The sequence below is a fragment of the uncultured Paraglaciecola sp. genome, from assembly GCF_937123705.1.
GTDB lineage: Bacteria > Pseudomonadota > Gammaproteobacteria > Enterobacterales > Alteromonadaceae > Paraglaciecola.
Map to the genome: position 1 here is coordinate 1 of NZ_CAKZKO010000020.1, position 19605 is coordinate 19605.

Here is a 19605-nt window from a genome sequence, read left to right on the forward strand (position 1 = left end):
TTTTAATAAAAGTAAGTCTTTGAAATATAAATGTAAATCTGTATTTTTCGACATTCCTTATCCCGAATTCGGGTTAAGTAGTAGTAGCTAATATGCACGCCTTTGATGTATTTTATTAGAAAGTCTGGAGTGGTTAGATTTTTCTGGCAAAATATGAAGATTTGAAATGTCTTAATTCGAGTGCACTTTTACTAAGGGCTAAGAATATTTAAAGTTTAATAAAAACTGTCATCTAAATAAGGTATGTACATGCATTGGTATTCTATTTTGCCCCCGATTATTGCCATCATCATTGTATTTTGGCGCAAAGAAGTCATCTTGGCACTATTGGCCGCCATATTATCTGCTGAGTGGTTACTCGCTTATCAAAATAAAACCGAAGTGTTATTTAGCGGCACTATTGGCTCTATAGAGCGAGTGATCGAAATTGTGGTATCCGCCAGTAATAGCCGAATTTTATTGTTCAGTGTGTTAATTGGCGCCTTATTGGCTTATATGCGACATTCTGGAGGCGTAACCGCTACTGTTGAAATGTTGATCAATAAAGGCGTTGCAAAGAGTAAGAAGCAAGTTGGTCTACTCACTATGTTTACCGGCATAGTGGTGTTTATTGAGTCTAATTTAAGCGTGTTGGCATCGGGTATATTGGCGCGAGGGTTATTCGATAAATTTAATATGAGCCGAGCAAGGCTGGCATATATCATCGACAGCACCAGCGCTCCGATTTGTATTCTTATACTACTCAATGGCTGGGGGGCATTTATTCTGGCGCTTTTGAGCAACTATGAGTTTGAGCAAAGTGCGGTATCTATTTTATGGGGCACAATCCCGCTAAATTTCTACGCCATTGTTGCCTTGGCAATAGTGTTGTATACGATTTTGGCAGACAAAGTTCATGGCCCAATGAAAGAGGCTGAGCAAGAGCTAGCCAAGCTAGAGGGTGAACAAGTTGCCGTAGCTGCGACAAAAGCACGGTTTATGGTATTGCCTTTGGTAAGTATGATTGTGGCTATGATTGGCTTTATGTTATGGACAGGGAATGGTGAGCTGGCAAACGGTGATGGCAGTAAATCTGTGTTGTATGCCACCCTGTTTGGCTGCTTTGTTGCCTATATTTTAATGCTAACCTCGAAACAATTCAGCCACAAAGAATTAGTTGATACAGGATTTAAAGGTATGGGCGAGATATTACCTTTAGTCGCTATTGTGTTGTTTTCATTAACCTTAGGCGCAAGTTTAAAAGAGCTAGGAACTGGAGTGTTTGTCGCCGGTATGGTAGGAGACTATTTACCCGTGAGTTTGATTGTGCCGGTTTTGTTTATCGCCGGCGGTTTGATGTCTTTTAGTACCGGCACCTCTTGGGGGACATTTGCAATACTTATTCCTATAGGTGTGCCTTTGATCCAAACATTAGGATTGCCGCCATCACTGGTCATCGCGGCAATTTTAGGTGGAGGGGTATTTGGAGACCATTGCTCGCCTATCTCTGACACCACAGCAGTATCATCAATCGCATCGGGGTGTGACTTATTAACCCATGTACGTACTCAAATGCCTTATGCGTTGTTTGGCGGAACTTTAGCATTTGTCGCCTACTTTATTGCCAGTCTAATTATGATTTAAAACCAAGGAAAAATAATTATGCCTACAGGGTTAACTGTAAATAAACTAATGGGTCGTGTTTTTCTACCTGTTATCAGTGTTTGTTTTTTTGCATGTGCCGAGCGTGGAGCTGAGGTAAAAGCCAAACCAACACCAGTTATGCAACAAGCCGCGGTTGCTATGCCTGATAGTTACAGCGCAGATACGGCCAAAAGCATTTTACAAAGAGGCGGGAATGCGGTGGATGCCGCTATTGCCGCACAATTTGTTTTAGCCGTAACCTTACCCGAAGCTGGCAATATTGGCGGTGGGGGCTTTATGTTGGTGTATAAAGATAAAAAAAGTGATTTTATCGATTACCGTGAACAGGCTCCTTTGTTAGCGCATCGCGATATGTATTTAGATGAAAACGGTAATGTCATCCCAAATCAATCGGTTATCGGTATTTTGGCTTCAGGTGTGCCAGGAACCGTGGCGGGCATGTGGTTAGCCCATCAAAAACATGGCACATTATCTTGGAAAGAATTAGTACAACCCGCGGTGACGATAGCAGCACAAGGGTTTAAGGTTCATCCAAATCTTGCGCGATCTATTAAACGACATATACAGCGATTAGATAAAGCTGGTTTCGATGTGAATTTTAAAGATTATTTTGCAGGGGCGATCGCCAATCAAGTTTTTAAACAGCCAGAACTAGCTACCACATTACGGCGAATTCGTGATCAAGGTAGAGATGGGTTTTATAAAGGAGAAACCGCGAAAATCATCAGTGACTTTATGCGCAAAGAAAATGGCTTGGTTACAGAAAAAGACTTATTGTCATACCAAGCTAAGTCTCGAACTCCTCTTGAAAACCCATGGCGTGACTATCAAATACTTACATCACCTCCACCAAGTTCTGGTGGCGTGGCTATCACCCAATGGTTAAAAATGTACGATTTATTAACCCAAGGGCAAGACAAGCTTGAGCATAATTCTGCAGCCTACTTACATTTACTAGCCGAAATTGGTAAACGAGTATTTGCGGATCGTGCTGAATATCTTGGCGATCCTGATTTTGTGAAAGTGCCTGTTACGCACTTATTGGCAGATGAATATGTTAAGAAACGTAGCCAAGGCGTTTTGAAAGACAAAATTTCAGAAACTGAAAAGATTAAACCCGGACTAAAAGAAAGTGAGGAAACCACACATTTCTCGGTGCTGGATAAATGGGGTAATGCCGTATCAAACACCACTACCATTAATCTTGGATATGGTAGCAGTGTGGTCGTGCAAGGGGCTGGTTTCTTATTGAATGATGAGATGGATGACTTTAGTGCGAAACCGGGCGTGGCGAATGTATTCGGCGCTGTGGGCGGTCAAGCCAATGAAATACAACCTAAAAAACGTATGCTGTCATCGATGACTCCTAGTATGTTGTTAAGAGATGGTCAGGTTATTATGGTGACAGGCTCACCTGGCGGTACAACTATCCTTAGTTCGGTATATTTATCAATTCTAAATGCCATTGAGTTTTCAATGAGTGCCCATGATGTGGTGAATAAGCCAAGGTTTCATCATCAACTATTGCCCAAAAATGTTATTCGCCACCATAATGGCATAAAGCCTGCGGTGCTCTCAGAATTAGAGAAAATGGGTTATATTATGCGTAACAATCGTTTTGGTGATATGCATGTAATTTTACATAAAAACGGTGAAATTGATGCTGCGTCTGAGGCCAATGGACGGGGCAAGGCTATGGTTTTCTAGCCACTTACTTATGGATGGTGTTAACAATCTTTTCCTTTATATACAGTGGTTACCCCTTAGGTTGCTTAAAATGACACGCATTCAAAGCTTGAAATCATTTTGTTGCGCAAGCGCTGTCTTTTGGGGGCTGGGTTTTGCTTTTTATTCACAAAACCTGTTAGCGAATGACGTTGACGATTTTATTCAGAATATTCAGGTTTCTACTTATGACTGCCCTGATGACCAGTTTATGCCGCAGGTGGATGAGTATTTTAAGGACGCCACTATTTTGCCGCAGCAGATCCTGAAAATGAAAGTGCATAAAGCGCACTGGTTGATCTGTGTAGGCAAAAATAATCAAGCACAAGCCATACTCGAACGCTTATTATCTGATCCTAGCATGGATAAAAATTCACGGAGCTTTGCCAGTGTGCATTATCAACTTGGTTTTATTTTTGATGTTCAAGAAAAACCACAGAAATGTGACTACTACCGTCAATCTCAACGCCTTTCTAAAGACAAGTTTGGGGATATTTATCTGAGCTCTCAGCTTGGGCTAATCACGGTTTGCGATCAAGAAAAGCAAGACATAGGTATAAAACTGGGGCGTATGTTTGCCTTGGTTAAGTATTATTCTGACAGAGATGATCAAAAATCTCTTGCCCATATCCATAATAATATAGGCCTGTTGTACGCATCTATTGGCCAGCGAGCTTTAGCCGCAGAGCAGTATGAAAAAACCTACCAGATTGGGCTAAATGTTTACGAAGAAAAAAATCAGGTGGCGCCTTTGATTAGTATTATTACTTCATATACAGGAAGTGGTGACTATGAAAACGCTAAATTGATGATTGAAGAATTGGGTAGACGTAATCTAAAGGTTAATACTCCATTAACCAATAGTTGGTATCATTTTGCCCAAAGCCGCCAAGCTTATCGAACCAATGATTTTGAATCGTTACGGAAAAGTTTGCGTAGCTGGAATGTGTTTTTACAACAAATTTCCCACCAAACTATGCATATTTTGTATGAATGGTATGTTGCAGCTTTATGTTTATATGATGAAGACAGAGCTTGTGTACGTCAATTTCTTGAAAGGCAAAACAATACCGAATTGGCTATGCCCAAAAGTTTATCAAAACATTTGCACTACACTGGCTTTTTGGTCAAAGCGCACTTATTTTTAGGCAATGTTGAAGCAGCCCAACAAAGTTTTGAACGCTATACAGAGATTTCTCTTGAGAAGATTAGAAAACAACAAAAGTCGGCGCGGGTGTTAGGTGTAGCTAAGCTTCATAATGAAATTATTGGGCTAGAAACGAGTTTAGCTAAGGTACAGGAACAGCGTATTCAAGTGGTTATTTTGGTTGTCATGACGATTTTAGCTATGCTCGGGTTGGGGTATCTAACATTTGGTAGACAGTATTTGCTTAGACTGGCGACCGACCCACTAACGGGATTGCCAAATGAACACTCAGTGTTATCAAAAATAAAGAAAGTAAAAGCTCCTAGCTATGAAAATGTCAATACACTCGCGCTGTTTGATGTGAGTAATTTTACTTCCATGAGTGAATTGCACGGATACAAAACAGCTGATTTGGCGCTACAACAGGTTACGGATTGCTTAAAACATGTTACCCGCGACCAAGACATTCTTGGACGCGTTGGTACTGATCAGTTTATTGTGTGTTTAGTTGATATTGAAGAGAATATCGCCATTGAGCTATTTGCAAGAATTCAAAATGCGCTAGGGGATCTCACTTTCAAAATTGGCAGTGGAGAAACCGTTGATGTTCGCGCCAATATGCATATGTATAGTTCGGTCAACAGCTTGTCAGATGTGGAAGATGTATTAGCGGAAATACGTCAAGCTTTACGTCATCACAAGGCATGATGTATTCACTGTACCAGTTAACTAAATGAAGTTATTACTCCCATTAAAATACTACGACGATGCGGGCAGAGTGAAGCCCCCAACAGCTTTATACTTGTGTATCGCGGTGTTGTGTCGAAGCTTATTAGTGTTGATCGGCTCTGTGTCTGTTAGAGATAATGGCGAACAATTATTGGCCTTGTTTTATCCTGAAAGACAATATTTGTATATGAACCTCGTCATTGCTTTTATGGCTTTTTTGGCTCTACTACTTTTAGGTTTTCGGGAAAAAATTTGGCAAGCAAATAGAGGATGGCTGTTTTTGGGGATTAAGCCCTTATTGATTATTGCGGTATTGGCAGATTTGGGCTTACATATTCGGCTGGCTAGCATAGAGCATTGGCAATTTTCATGGGTAATTGCCGTGACTCTATTAGTGGATTGGCTATTTTTCTACTTTTTGATAAAAGATAAACATATTCAGTTGATGCTCAGTGATTGGAAACACATTACTCCAAGCTCTACAACCAACAATTCAAATTAAAAGATTATTGGAGGTTATTTGCCAAGGCTTGGTCATAATAACTTCTGATACTTATTTGGCTATCATTCACCAGTCTTTGGTAGCAAATACCTGCAAATACATAACTGCGGCCGGCATAGTTAAGAACTACATAAGGGGCGTCGGGATTTGACTCGTCGTAGGCCCAATTACCACCAACCTTGTTGCGAAATACTTCGCCCACATAAGCGCCATAGATATTACAAATGGTGAATACCGCGTTTTCTTCTAAGGCTTGATCTTTGTATCGACCTAACCAGCTTAAAATGACATCGTCCACTAAATCAATGCTTTGATCAGAGCCGTCCAACACAATATTAAACTCTTCTTCGGTTGTGGTGATGGCATTTTGGGCGCTGTCGATCATTAAGTCTTTTAGTTCTGCCGATGTCATTTGCATAGTTTTTATCTCTTTTTCTTGTATATGACTATTGTGTTGTTTATTTACTAATTTGTCGATTAGAAATGTAGTTTGATGGCCGTCGCTAGTATAGACGCTAGGATGCTGGCTTATGTTTACTGATTAATTTATCTATTACTCTTGCTGTGGCGACAAAACCAAAAGTAGCTGTAACAGCGACAGCGGCACCAAACCCGTTGTTGCAATCCAATTTAGCACTGCCATCTGTGAGGGACTTGTTGAAGCATACACTGCCATCGGCTTGAGGGTAACGTAGTTGCTCTGTTGAATAAACGCAATCTACACCAAAACGTCTCTTTGGGTTTTTACTGAAATTGTAAAATCGTTTTAACTCTGACCGTAATTTTGCGGCTAGGGGATCTTGGATGGTTTTACTGAGATCGGTTACGGCAACTTGAGTTGGGTCAATTTGTCCTCCCGCGCCACCAATAGTAATCATAGGTATCTTATTGCGCTTGCAGTACGCTATCATAGCGGCTTTCGCTTTGATGCTATCAGTTGCGTCTACCACATAGTCAAAATTATTATTTAGTAGTTCTGCTACGTTATCAGGTGTCACAAAATCTTCAATTTGTGTCACTGTGCATTCAGGATTTATGTGCATTATTCGTGTTGCCATGGCCGCAACTTTAGCCTCTCCAACAGTATTTTGTAACGCATGGATTTGTCTGTTGGTATTGGTGACACACAAATCATCCAAATCAATTAGGGTGATATGTCCAAGTGCTGTTCTTGCTAACCCTTCGGCTACCCACGAGCCTACGCCTCCAATGCCTACAACGCATACATGTGATTGGCGTAGAATATCGGTTCCAGATGCGCCATAAAGGCGTTGGGTACCGCCAAACCGTTGCTTTTGATCCATAAATCTTTTTTCATTTAACTTTAGTGGCGCAGGATTATATACCAATTACTTCGCTTAACGCATGATAAGAGATGATTTAATAAGGCTTCTTTACTGTTCTCGATTGAATAACCGCTCTGGCTTTAATACTATTCAGGTTAATTAGTTCATCGGCAATTTTGTTGTCCCAATACATTTATAAAAATTAAAAAGGAAGGTGCGATGAAACCTGTTGTTTTAGCTGGTGGAAGTGGAAGTCGATTATGGCCAAAATCTAGAGCGGCTTTGCCTAAGCAGTTTTTGAGTCTGACGAGCAATTTAACTATGTTGCAAGATACCATTACTCGCTTAGATGGCTCAGGGGCTGAGCAACCCATCGTTATTTGTAATGAAGCGCATCGGTTCTTGGTGGCTGAGCAATTGCGCCAACAAGATGTACAACATGGCGGTATATTACTCGAACCAATGGGGCGCAATACGGCGCCAGCAATAGCATTGGCTGCCTTACATGCTTCACTTAGTGGGGAAGATCCTATCTTGCTCATTTTAGCTGCTGATCATTTGATAAATGACGCGCCAGCATTTCATCATGCTATTTCTCAGGCAGAAGTATTAGCTAAACAGGGAAAACTCGTAACTTTTGGCATAGTGCCAGACTCAGCGCATACCGGTTATGGTTACATTAAGCGCGGCGCTAAAGTTGATGGCATTGAGTTGGGTTTTGATGTGGGCAATTTTGTTGAAAAACCCGACCTAGCTACCGCGCAGCAATATGTAGATTCTGGTGAGTTTTATTGGAACAGCGGCATGTTTATGTTTAAAGCCAGCCGTTACCTAGAAGAGCTTGAAAAATATGCCCCTGAGATGTTGGCAATATGTAAGCAAGCCATAGCAACCGAATCAACTGACTTAGAATTTGTACGGGTCGATGCCGATGTTTTCGCTACTTGTCCAGATGATTCCATTGATTACGCCGTTATGGAAAACACCACAGCAGCCTGTGTTGTTCCTCTTGATGCAGGGTGGAGTGATGTAGGCAGTTGGTCTTCTTTATGGGATACCGCTAAAGAAAAAGATCCACGCAATAATGTCGTCATAGGCGATGCTATTTTGGAAGGTGTAAATAACAGTTATATAAACTCTGAACAACGACTTATTTCTGTGGTGGGTTTAGATGATATTGTAGTGGTCGAAACCAAAGATGCGGTATTAGTCGCGCACAAAGAGAAAGTACAAGATATCAAAAAGGTAGTGAATAAACTTAAAGCTGAACATCGCCCTGAATGGGAGTTCCATCGAGAAGTGTTTAGGCCTTGGGGCAGCTACGATTCAATTGATAACGGCGAGCGTTTCCAAGTTAAACATATTACCGTAAAACCCGGTGAAAAATTATCGGTGCAAATGCATCACCATAGAGCCGAACATTGGATAGTAGTATCAGGTACCGCAAAAGTGACCAATGGTGATGAGACCTTATTATTATCCGAAAATCAGTCGACTTATATTCCGGTTGGCGTAATTCATGCCTTAGAAAACCCTGGTCGTATTCCTTTGGAATTAATAGAAGTGCAGTCTGGTACCTATTTAGGGGAAGACGATATTGTGCGCTTTTCTGATCGTTACGGCCGTGTTGAAGCCAAGTAAAAACGGTCGAACTTGAAATCTAGCTAAGAGAAATTATGAACATTACATGCTTTAAGGCTTATGACATTCGCGGTAAGTTAATCGAGCAACTCGACGAACCCCTTGCTTATCGTATTGGTAAAGCCTTTGCAGAATATATGCAAGCCAAAACCGTGGTGGTAGGTGGCGATGTAAGGCTGACATCCCAGCCGTTAAAGTTGGCTTTAGCCGCCGGATTAATCGATGGCGGAGCAACAGTCACCGATTTAGGGATGACAGGCACCGAAGAGATTTATTTTGCCACTAAACATTTAGGGGTAGATGGTGGCATAGAAGTAACCGCAAGCCATAACCCCATAGATTATAATGGCATGAAATTAGTAAAAGAGGATGCCAAACCCGTTAGCGGCGACACGGGTTTGTTTGCTATTCGAGATTTGGCAGAAACTTACAAGGCTGATGAGGTGCTAGCAAGACTCGAGTTCTACTCAGATAGTTTAGTCAGCGAACAAGACTTTGTTAAAGGGCAGGGCTCTGTCTTAGTAAGTAAACTCCTCGAAAGCAGCAAGTATAACACCTTAGACAATATGCAGGCTTATGTAGAACATATGTTGTCTTATATTGATGCGGCAAATATCACACCAATAAAACTGGTTGTAAACGCAGGTAACGGCGCAGCAGGCGATGCCTTAGACGCTATCGAAAAGGCACTGCACATAGCCCAAGTACCCATAGAGTTTATTAAAGTGCATCACAACCCTGACGGTACTTTCCCTAACGGCATACCCAATCCTTTGTTGCCAGAGAGTAGGGCAGACACCGCTAATGCCGTAATTGAGCATAGTGCCAATATGGGAATTGCTTGGGATGGCGACTTTGACCGATGTTTTTTGTTTGATGAGTATGGTGAGTTTGTAGAAGGCTATTATATTGTAGGTTTGTTAGCTCAAGCTTTCTTGAGTAAAGATCCCGGGGCAAAGATCATTTATGACCCTAGAGTTTATTGGAACACCGAAGATATCGTTGTTTCGGCTGGTGGCATACCCATCAAAAGTAAAACTGGCCATGCTTTTATTAAAGAGCGTATGCGCGCAGATGACGCAGTATATGGCGGTGAAATGAGTGCTCACCATTATTTTCGGGACTTTGCGTACTGTGATTCGGGCATGATCCCTTGGTTATTGGTGGCTGAGTTGTTGTGTACCAGTAAAAAGCCATTGTCCCATTTAGTAAAAGAACGAATTGCTGCATTCCCTTCATCAGGTGAAATTAACTCAATTTTGGCCGATCCAGATGCTTCAATTAAACTCATTCTAGATAAATATCAAGAGCAAGCGTTAGAAGTGGATTATACCGATGGCATAGGATTAGAATTTGAAAACTGGCGCTTTAATTTACGTAAATCCAATACCGAGCCAGTGGTAAGACTTAATGTTGAATCTAAAGGGGATGTGGTCTTAATGGAAGAAAAAACCAAGGAGTTGTTGGCTTTGCTGAACTAATACCAATCTCCAAAAATATGTGCTCATTCAGCGTAACTAAAGTTGTAAAACGAAAAAACTCGCCAAATGGCGAGTTTTTTAATCTGTATGGATTTTATTAACTAAGCTTTTTTCATACGTCTGTAACCAATACCAACTAAACCAAGTGCGATTAAGGTTAATGCAGAAGGTTCAGGAATATCGGTAGATGGATTTTCAGGTGGCTTTTCAGAAATAATGACATCACATGGCGTTTTATCCCCTGCTATTCCCGTTTCGGAACAGCGAATTTTAGGATCTGAAGCATGTAAGTCATCTAGCGATACCAAAACATCCCCAATACCTGCTTCTGGTGTATCTTTATCTTGATTAACACCGAAGTGCTCAGGCAACAACGACATAATGTCAAAGCCGTCACCAAAAAGATTGCCACTGGTGATCTCTACTTCAATACCAAAGTTAAAATCCCAATCTTGTACGTTACTATTACGGGCTACATTATTATCTATTTGGTAACAAGACGCCGCGCTGCTTGATTCATCTCCACAGTCTACGGTTTCTGGTGATTCTTTGTAAAAATCACCTAGAGAACCAAAGAAATCCCCCTCATTAAGCAAACTAGAATTGTAATTTAATGTTGATAAGAAAGTCATATCCAAACCATTAATCGTTTCACTTACTTGAGAAGGATTAGATCCGTTTTCTAAATCAAATTTAATACCATTTATTTTATTTTCTTCAACACCTTTTCGATTATCTGAATCACTCATTCCAGGAATTCTTGGATCAAACTTAAAAGTTTCAATACCATTTGGTGTATCAAATGAAAGTGTAAAATATTCACTTTTCATGGCTTTTTCAGCGTTATCTTGTTTCGAGCCATCCCATCCAACCAAGTATTTGTCGTCTTTACCATAAGACAAATCTTTAAATCCTAAAGGATGAGCAATATACATATACTGTTTACCGTCATGGCTAGCGAATGCGAGGGTTCCACCGTCAGCCTTTTTACCATTGCCAAGATCATAATCAATGGAAAAGGAGACGTCGTATTCACTGGCTTCATAATGCCCGTCATAGGTAAAGCTATTGGATGCCTGTGCTGACAAGCTGCATATAGAAGCAACAGCGGTAACTAATATTTTTTTAAACATAATTTAGTATCCGTAAAATTAAGGTGTTTAACTTAAAGCTTAATTCTAATGTGCAATAATGAAGCCATAAATAAAAAGTTATTAATTTTCAGTTGGTTGCGTTGTTTCTAAAAATGTTAAGTTAATTAAATGTAAATATAGCTGACACAAATTGTGTGTAATTGTTGCTCTTAAAACACAGTTAATACAGCTGTCTCTATAATTGGGAAAAGTCGTTAAATTGAATTCACTAGTGTTTGGGCCAGTTTTCTTTCTGCAAAAGTTGTTTTGGCGGATAGTGCTTTTTTGAGTTCAATCTTGGCAGACTCTATTTGTCCAACTTTTACTAAGTTGTAGCCAATATGGTAGAGGATGCTGGGGTTATTGGCATTCATAGAATTGGCTTCTCGCAGCAAGTCTAACCCTTCAATGTAATTGCCTTGCAAGGTTAATATCCAGCCTTTTGTGTCTATAAAAGTAGAGTTGGGTTGAGGTGACGCCATAGCCTTATCAATAAAGTTAAGTGCTGACGTTATATCGGACTCTATAAGGATGTTGGCGAGATTATTAAATATAAATTCTTTTTTAGGTAAGTTGTCTATTTTAATAAGTTGATAATAATGCTCAGTCGCCTTGTTAATATCACCTTGATCATATAAAAAATCAGCGAGTATATGTCGATGAAGGTGCGCTTCAGGATGTTTAGCAATTATAGCGTTGATAGTTTTTAAGAATGATTCAGCCCCTACATCGTTCTGAGTCGCTAATTGATACAATTTGACTATGGCCACGTGGTAATTGTTGTCTAATTCAATTGCTTTGGAAAAATGCGTCTTTGCGTGGTCTAGCTTATCTTGAGACAGGGCAATATCACCTAGAATGACTTGGATATTAGGGTTGTTTTGTTGCTGTTTTGATAATGAACTAACGAGTTTCTGAGCTTTATCAAATTGTTTCATGTCCATATATAATCGCATTAATTCAATTTTTGCGAATAAGTAATCTGAAGAAAGTCTTAGTGTAAGTGATAATGTTTTCTCAGCATCTGGATATAGCTTGGCAAGTCGTTGCTTTTGACCGACAAATAATAGCTGCTGGGCATTGTCTCCCCATAAATTCGACAGTTTCTTAAACTGCGCGGCAGCACCTTCCATATTGCGTTGCTGAAGATAGATCTCAGCTCGAATCAGAATGTATTTGGGCTCTAGAAAGTGACTTTTTTGTAGCCTATCTAGTTGTTTTAAAGCAGCGGGCAGATCGTCTAATTTTCGATAAATATGTACCAGCTTTTCATAGGGTAAAACATTGTCTCGATCAAATAACTTTGCGGATTTAAAGCTTTCTTCTGCTTCTGATAGTTTGTCAAGAGCAATAAGAATGTTGCCTAATAGTATATGCACCTTGACATGTTTGACATATAAAGGCAACAGCGCTTTGGCTGACCTTTGCGCTTGCTTATATTCTTGTTTTAAATACTGTAAATAGGCTTGGTTGTATAATGGAGCGAAAATATCTTTGGTTGCCGCTAAGATACTGTCATTAATTTCTTGGGCGTCATTAAATTCTTGGCGATAAATTAAAATTTCTACTTTAAGCAATAAGTGAGCGATGTTTTCTGGTTCAAGAGATATAAGCTGCTCTACTACGCCCTGCGCTTGGTCTATCTTTCTGTTTTGCATATATAAGATAGCTGCGGTTTTTTTCACTTCTAGTCCGTGCAAATCTGAAAAGTGTTTCTCGAAAAAGGCTAATGCTTCTTGATATTTTCCCCGTGCTTGTAGGATTTTTACTTCCATCAAATTGAATATTCGAATGGCTTTAGGGTGAGATTGTTTAAGTTCTGAAATAAGGAAGTAGCATTTATGGGGTTTGTTGTTACTTAGATATAAGTCGCATAGGGTCATTGAAAGGGATAAATTATCTTTAATCGCCTGATAGTGCTTCTCCATAACTATAAGGGCTTTTTTATGTTCATTCAACCTACTGTGAGTGTCAACTAACAACTCTATAGCGTATAAATTATCGGGTTTTTGGGTAATATAGCTAATAAGTTTATTGCGAGCGGATTCAAAATTTCCAGTCATATAAGATGCCAAACCAGACAAAAACAATAACTCAGTTTGCTCTATCAACAACTCGTTGGGAATAAGTGCCAATTTTTGACTTAGTTCTTCATAGGCCTTTATCGCCAATTCATTGTTATTATCTAAACTATGTAACCGTGCATTCAATAACATGATAAAAGGCTCGTCAGGAGTAATCGCGAGTATTTCACTGACAACCTGTCTAGCCTTGTCGTTTTGTTTTAAATCAACATAGGCGTTCGCTAATGAGCGACTAATAAAAGCATCGATAGGGGAAAGCTGATTGGCTTTTTGAAAAAAAGTTAATGCCTGTTCAATATTGCCTTGGCGCTCTTTAATTTGCCCTTGAATGTGCAGGGAGTCGGCGCTTTCTGTATCTATAGATAGTGCCTTAGTTACCAAGTCCTGTGACTTTTCCAGCATACCTAATCTTAAGTAATATCTCGCTAGGCTATTGTTCGCTTTAATACTACTGGGCAAAATATCGTATGCTTGTAAATGGGTTTGCTGCGCTTTCTCTGGCTGGTCGAGGTTTTCAAATGCAATGGCTTGCAGTAAGGTGACTTCAAATTTATTTTTATTATTGAGTGAGTCAGTCTCAAGCAGTATGACTTTCTCGTAGTCATTTACCCAAGTGTAGGCTTTGGCTAAAGAAAAAAGGACGATGTCGGCATCTGCGCCTAATTCCAGTGATTCTTCAAATTCTATAATAGCTGCGTGTGGATTTTTACGCCTTAGAAGAATATCCGCCATCATTAATTTTGACTGCAAGTGAGATGGATTATCCTTAAGTGCATTTTTTAAATGAATATAGGCTTCATCGTATTTTTCTTGATTGAAACTAGTTAAGGCTTTTTCATAATCTACTGCTGATTGAGCAAGTGCAAAACTACAAAAAAAAGCGACGACTAAAATAACTGCAGTTGTGAAGGGGACATTTTTATTTCGCATACTAATCAGTTCTAGCCGTTGAAGATATTTAATGTATCTACTGTAACATTAAATAATGGATACTGAGAAAAGAGTATTTTTTGCTAAATTTTAAACAAACCAACATATAGGTAAAGCAGCTACTTGAGTGAAGCCCAAGTTAATGGGCTGCCCTGTCTAAGTATGTGTTGCTTTATTTGACTTCTTCACCAGCCGCTTGTTTGTCTGCGTGATAACTAGACCGTACCATAGGGCCGCAAGCTGCATGGCTAAAGCCTAAATCTGTCGCTACATCATTCAGTTCATTAAACTCATCTGGGTGAACATAACGCTGTAATGGGAAGTGATGTTTACTGGGTTGCAAATATTGGCCTAAGGTCAACATTTCCACATCGTGATTACGTAAATCTTTTAATACTTCAGTAATTTCATGTTTATCTTCGCCCATACCCATCATTAATCCAGACTTAGTCGGGATATCTGGGTGTTGTTGTTTGAATTTTTTCAACAAGTCTAACGACCATTGATAGTTTGCACCCGGTCGGCACTCTCGATACAACCTGGGGATGGTCTCAAGGTTGTGATTAAAAACGTCAGGTGGGCCTTTTTTGAGAATTTCTAAAGCTCTGTCCATTCGTCCTCTAAAATCTGGTACTAACACTTCAATCTTGGTGGCAGGGCTGTGCTCCCGAATAGCGTTAATACAATCAACAAAGTGCTGCGCTCCACCATCTCGTAGATCATCACGATCGACTGAGGTAATGACCACATATTTTAACTTCATCTCAGCAATGGTTTTGGCTAGTTTTATAGGCTCCTCTGCGCTTGGTGGTAAAGGTTTACCATGTGCGACATCACAAAATGGGCATCTTCGGGTGCAAATGTCGCCCAAAATCATAAAGGTTGCTGTGCCGTGGTTAAAACATTCGGCTAGGTTAGGGCAGCTGGCCTCTTCACACACAGAATGTAAATTATTTTTGCGAAGAGTATTTTTAATATGGTCAATCTTATCAGTATTACTAGGTAACTTTATTTTAATCCACGAGGGCTTACGCAACATTTCGGCCTTTTCCGTGGGCATTATTGTGATGGGGATATGTTTAAGTTTTTCGTCATCCCGAAGTTTCACTCCGGCTTGCGAGCGTGCACTAGTCATCAAAGCCTTCTCTATAATTTGTGTGTTTTATGCCTAGTAAGGCAGATAAATATTGTGTTAATTTGCTGCTAGCCTCAGCAAGTGTGGCGGGGCCATTAAGTTGTGCGCAATCTACCATTTCCAGGCCAGCATAACCACAGGGATTTATTCGTTGAAACGGGCTTAAGTCCATGTTGACGTTTAACGCTAAACCGTGAAACGAACAGCCTTTACGTATTCTTAAACCAATGGAGCAGATTTTTTTATCATCAACATATACTCCAGGAGCATCGGCCTTTGGATAAGCATCGATGCCATAGTCTTTGAGTGTTTTCACTACGCTTTGTTCTAACGCAGTGACTAAGGTTCTTACCCCTAACTTGTGACGTTTCAGATTAACTAACAGGTACATCATTTGTTGTCCAGGGCCATGGTAGGTGACTTGACCCCCTCTATCGACTTTTATAACCGGAATATCGCCAGGAAATAGTAAGTGCTCTTCTTTACCTGCTTGCCCTTGTGTGAATACCGCAGGATGCTCTACAAACCAAATTTCATCTGGCGTGTTAGCATCTCTTAGATTGGTAAAATCTTGCATGGCCTGCCAGATCGGCGAGTAGTTTTGTAAACCTAGCTGCCTTACAATAAATTGAGTAGACATAATAAAGCAGACTCTCTATAGCACCACTTTTACTAGTTCTAATTTGGCGAGTTCCACATAAATCGTTTCCATATGCGCTTTACTGGTGACAGTTACGCTAAGTGAAATCGAGTGATATGTACCTTTCGAACTGGGTTTTACCTTAGGAACATAGTCGCCTGGGGCATGGGCTTGCAAGCAAGATATAACATCTTGAGGCAAACGTTCATGGGCAATCCCCATTATTTTAAAGGTTTGCTGGCAGGGAAAGTCCAGTAGCTGATCAAATTTAGTGTCCATTTTCATCTCAAATATTCTATAAAGGCTAGGTTAGCTATCAAAGCCAAGCTGTAACTTAACAAAATCAACCATGCGGTCAATAAATCCACCTTCTTTGACTTCTTGTAATGTCACTAATGGGTATTCGGCAATGTCTTCACCTTCAATTTGAAGGAATAAGGTACCTACCACTTCGCCTTTGGCTATGGGCGCTTGTAGATTTTTGTCTAGCTTAAAGTTCGCTTGTAATTTTTTGCTTTGACCTCGAGGAATGTTTATTGGGGTGTCTTGCAATATACCAAGGTCTACGGTGTCTTTGTCGCCCATAAAAATACGCTGGGAAACAAAACTATCACCGGCTTTATAAGGTGTGATGGTTTCATAAAAGCGGAAACCATATTTAAGTAGTTTTTTATTTTCAACTTTGCGGGCGCGTTCACTGTCAGTGCCCATGACCACAGAAATTAAGCGCATATCACCTTGGGTTGCTGAGGTGATCAGGCTATAACCTGCATCGGATGTATGGCCTGTTTTAATACCGTCTACATTTAAGCTTTTATCCCACAATAAGCCGTTGCGGTTGTATTGCTTAATATCATTAAAGGTAAATTCTTTTTCTGAGTATATGGCGTATTCTTCTGGTACATCTCGTATCATAGCTGCCGACAAAATGGCCATATCTCTTGGTGTAGTGAAGTGTTGTGCATCGTGCAACCCGTGACTGTTTACAAAGTAGGTTGAGGTCATACCGAGTTTTTCTGCGTGCATATTCATCATGCTAGCAAAGGCGTCTTCACTGCCGGCTATATGCTCTGCCATGGCAACACATGCGTCATTACCAGACTGAACAATAATGCCGCGGTTGAGATCGGCGACTGATATTTTTTTACCCACTTCAATAAACATTTTTGAAGAGTCAGGAAAGTTTTTAGCCCAAGCATTTTCAGAAATCGTCACTAAATCGGTTTCTTTGATATTACCGTTTGCGAGCTCCACGCCAATCACATAGCTAGTCATCATTTTAGTTAGGCTAGCGGGTGGTATTTGAATATCGGCATTTTGCTCTGCTATGACATTACCTGTTTGAAAGTCCATTAAAATAAAGCCTTTCGCTGCAACACTTGGCGCAGGTGGAATAACCACAGCCGCAAAGACTGACAAAGTGAAGAAACACAGGACAATGCTGCTTATAAAAGAGCTGAAAAAGGTTTTAGGTTTACGCATTAAACTACCGTTATTGAAAATGTTGTAAGGATAGAGGTCTTAGATAGCTCCAGAAAGAGATAACTCATGACCTCAAATTTTGCCCTGCAATATAGCACTTTGAGGGGTAAATTGCTGCCCTACACAGAATTAATCTTCCATAATAGGGGATTTTTGTGAGCTTCAGTGTTGTGAGACTCGAATTACTCTAAAAAGTTTAACTTTGATCTCAATCAGAATAAATCTTGAAAGCACTTGGGTGGTGATTGCTTTTAAGTTTAATCAGTAATCTATCTGCTTCATGCTTATTGTTGAATGGGCCAAGGTGCAACTTATAGATACCTTTTTCGAATTTCGTTTTGAACGGACCTGAATACAGATTTTGTAAATCTTTGGCTAGTTTGAGAATTTGGGTTTTATTCTGTAATGCCACAATTTGAATATAGAGCTGCTGGCTAATATTTTTAGGGGCTTTTTTAGGGATGATAGGTAGGCGTCCAACTGTAACTTTTCCCGTTTTATCAACGTGAATGACATCAATCTTGACATCGATTACCCCAGTTTTAAGCACATCTAATTTTAACGCGGCCGCATAAGATAAGTCGATAACTCGCCCGCTATGAAAAGGGCCTCGGTCATTTACTCGAACCACAACTTGTTTACCATTTTGTACGTTAGTGACTCGTACAAAGGAAGGTAATGGTAAGGTTTTGTGGGCGGCCGACATTTGGTACATATCGTAGATTTCACCATTAGACGTTAAGTGTCCATGAAACTTCTGCCCATACCAACTGGCTTTACCGGCATCGCTAAACCCTTTACCTGTTTTAAGCGGCCGATATCTTATTCCTCTTATGGTGTATGGACGCATATTCGCTGGCGCGTATGGTTCATATCTAGGTATGGCATCTTCAGTAGTAACATTTTGGGGGATGATGTTAGGTGCCGAGTCTTGATGTTGATAATAACGTCCCCTTGGAGCGCAACCCGCTACAGCTAGGAAAACCATAATGACAACCAAACAATGGCAAACATATTTCATCACTGAATTACTTGCCAGCTTGAATAGATGATTGAGTCCTAAATCCTTGTTTTAGCTGTTGGCTAAACTGGAATACTGCCATGGCATAAAGCGGACTATGGTTATAGCGAGTGATCACATAAAAGTTAGGCAAAGCTACCCAATACTCCTGGTGATCAGGCTGAGTAAACTCCAACAGCTTAACTCTGCTATCTGGACTTAAACTTTGCGCATCTATACTGACACCCGCATCTTTTAACTGCGACCATTGGTGTGAATATTTGAGTGATTTCGATATTAAAGCTTGGTGTTGCGTGCCCGTTACCCGCGCTTTAAATGCAATGTCAGCATTTGTTTGCCAACGGTGCTTCTTAAAATAGTTTGCCACGCTGCCAATGGCATCTTCAGGGGTGTTTAATAAGTCTCGTATACCGTCACCATTAAAATCAATTCCATAATGACGGTAACTCGAGGAAATAAATTGTCCCCAACCCATAGCCCCGGCATAGGAGCCTTTTAAGGCGGTAATATCGAAATTTTCTTCCTTGGCTAATAAAAATAACTGCGCGAGTTCGCGGCGAAAAAATTTCGCTCTAGGGGGGTAATGAAAGCCTAGTGTGACCAGCGCATCTAATACTGAATACTTGCCTTGGTATGTGCCATAAAAAGTTTCAACTCCAATGATGGCGATAATGATTTCTGCTGGTACTCCGGTTTCTCGCTCGGCACGGGCTAAGGTGTCTTGGTGAGTCTGCCAAAATTTCAGCCCTTTTTCCAAGCGCTTTTCAGTGAGAAATATAGGGTAATATTGATGCCAAGGTTTAGCCTCCCATGGCTTTGCAATAGCCGCTAATATTGCTTCATTTTTATTGGCTTGTGCTAATGTTGCTTCTACCTCAGACCTGTTGAACTGATGTTTATTTACCATGAGGTCAACAAATTGTTTTTGTAGTTGTATAGGGGAGGCCCAAACACCAAAGCCAGACATACTCAACATAAAAACTAAAAACGGTTTAAACAACTTCACGGCTTCTCCTTTAGGTATT

Annotated in this window: 16 protein-coding genes; 6 read left to right on the forward strand and 10 right to left on the reverse strand. The window is 40.3% G+C overall.

What is annotated here, in order from left to right; genetic code table 11:
- The first annotated feature begins 249 nt into the window (after positions 1–249).
- The 4 genes from Q0688_RS03055 to Q0688_RS03070 all read left to right on the forward strand — a co-directional run bounded on the left by Q0688_RS03055 (position 250) and on the right by Q0688_RS03070 (position 5747).
- Entirely contained in the window at positions 250–1623 is a 1374-nt protein-coding gene (locus tag Q0688_RS03055; protein ID WP_299073065.1) for a Na+/H+ antiporter NhaC family protein, read from the forward strand.
- 138 nt (positions 1624–1761) lie between these two features.
- The gene (gene ggt / locus Q0688_RS03060; RefSeq protein ID WP_299073106.1) at positions 1762–3351 is read left to right on the forward strand and encodes a gamma-glutamyltransferase; all 1590 of its coding nucleotides are present in this window, start codon (positions 1762–1764) and stop codon (positions 3349–3351) included.
- Between the two features lie 70 nt (positions 3352–3421).
- Positions 3422–5224, forward strand: a complete 1803-nt coding sequence (locus Q0688_RS03065; protein WP_299073067.1) for a GGDEF domain-containing protein — start codon at positions 3422–3424, stop codon at positions 5222–5224.
- Between the two features lie 25 nt (positions 5225–5249).
- Positions 5250–5747, forward strand: coding sequence for a DUF2919 domain-containing protein (locus tag Q0688_RS03070; RefSeq protein ID WP_299073069.1), 498 nt, complete (start codon positions 5250–5252; stop codon positions 5745–5747).
- A gap of 4 nt (positions 5748–5751) precedes the next feature.
- Here the strand turns inward: Q0688_RS03070 and Q0688_RS03075 are convergent, their stop codons facing one another.
- The gene (locus tag Q0688_RS03075) at positions 5752–6165 is read right to left on the reverse strand and encodes a hypothetical protein (RefSeq protein WP_299073071.1); all 414 of its coding nucleotides are present in this window, start codon (positions 6163–6165) and stop codon (positions 5752–5754) included.
- A 97-nt stretch (positions 6166–6262) separates the two neighbouring features.
- Positions 6263–7051, reverse strand: coding sequence for a tRNA cyclic N6-threonylcarbamoyladenosine(37) synthase TcdA (gene tcdA, locus Q0688_RS03080; RefSeq protein ID WP_299073073.1), 789 nt, complete (start codon positions 7049–7051; stop codon positions 6263–6265).
- Positions 7052–7252: 201 nt separating this feature from the next.
- Here tcdA and Q0688_RS03085 point away from each other — a divergent pair, with 201 nt between their 5' ends.
- Positions 7253–8674, forward strand: a complete 1422-nt coding sequence (locus Q0688_RS03085; protein WP_299073075.1) for a mannose-1-phosphate guanylyltransferase/mannose-6-phosphate isomerase — start codon at positions 7253–7255, stop codon at positions 8672–8674.
- A 35-nt stretch (positions 8675–8709) separates the two neighbouring features.
- Positions 8710–10155 carry a phosphomannomutase CpsG gene (locus tag Q0688_RS03090; RefSeq protein WP_299073077.1) on the forward strand — a complete coding sequence of 482 codons (1446 nt, stop codon included), beginning with the start codon at positions 8710–8712 and terminating at the stop codon, positions 10153–10155.
- 101 nt (positions 10156–10256) lie between these two features.
- Here the strand turns inward: Q0688_RS03090 and Q0688_RS03095 are convergent, their stop codons facing one another.
- From Q0688_RS03095 to mltB, 8 genes are all read right to left on the reverse strand, one after another.
- Complete coding sequence (locus Q0688_RS03095; protein ID WP_299073078.1) at positions 10257–11288, reverse strand: PEP-CTERM sorting domain-containing protein; 1032 nt, start codon at positions 11286–11288, stop codon at positions 10257–10259.
- Positions 11289–11503: 215 nt separating this feature from the next.
- Complete coding sequence (gene prsT / locus Q0688_RS03100; RefSeq protein WP_299073080.1) at positions 11504–14302, reverse strand: XrtA/PEP-CTERM system TPR-repeat protein PrsT; 2799 nt, start codon at positions 14300–14302, stop codon at positions 11504–11506.
- A 172-nt stretch (positions 14303–14474) separates the two neighbouring features.
- On the reverse strand, positions 14475–15437 hold the full coding sequence (lipA, locus tag Q0688_RS03105) for a lipoyl synthase (RefSeq protein WP_299073082.1): 963 nt from the start codon (positions 15435–15437) through the stop codon (positions 14475–14477).
- Positions 15430–16077, reverse strand: coding sequence for a lipoyl(octanoyl) transferase LipB (gene lipB / locus Q0688_RS03110; RefSeq protein WP_299073084.1), 648 nt, complete (start codon positions 16075–16077; stop codon positions 15430–15432). The genes lipA and lipB overlap by 8 nt, the downstream gene beginning before the upstream one ends.
- 15 nt (positions 16078–16092) lie before the next feature.
- Positions 16093–16356 (reverse strand): DUF493 family protein YbeD, encoded by a 264-nt coding sequence (ybeD, locus tag Q0688_RS03115; protein ID WP_299073086.1) that lies wholly within the window; start codon positions 16354–16356, stop codon positions 16093–16095.
- 30 nt (positions 16357–16386) lie between these two features.
- The gene (locus Q0688_RS03120; protein WP_299073088.1) at positions 16387–17559 is read right to left on the reverse strand and encodes a serine hydrolase; all 1173 of its coding nucleotides are present in this window, start codon (positions 17557–17559) and stop codon (positions 16387–16389) included.
- A gap of 208 nt (positions 17560–17767) precedes the next feature.
- Positions 17768–18547 carry a septal ring lytic transglycosylase RlpA family protein gene (locus Q0688_RS03125; protein WP_299073090.1) on the reverse strand — a complete coding sequence of 260 codons (780 nt, stop codon included), beginning with the start codon at positions 18545–18547 and terminating at the stop codon, positions 17768–17770.
- Between the two features lie 40 nt (positions 18548–18587).
- Complete coding sequence (gene mltB, locus Q0688_RS03130) at positions 18588–19586, reverse strand: lytic murein transglycosylase B (protein ID WP_299073092.1); 999 nt, start codon at positions 19584–19586, stop codon at positions 18588–18590.
- Positions 19587–19605: the final 19 nt, after the last annotated feature.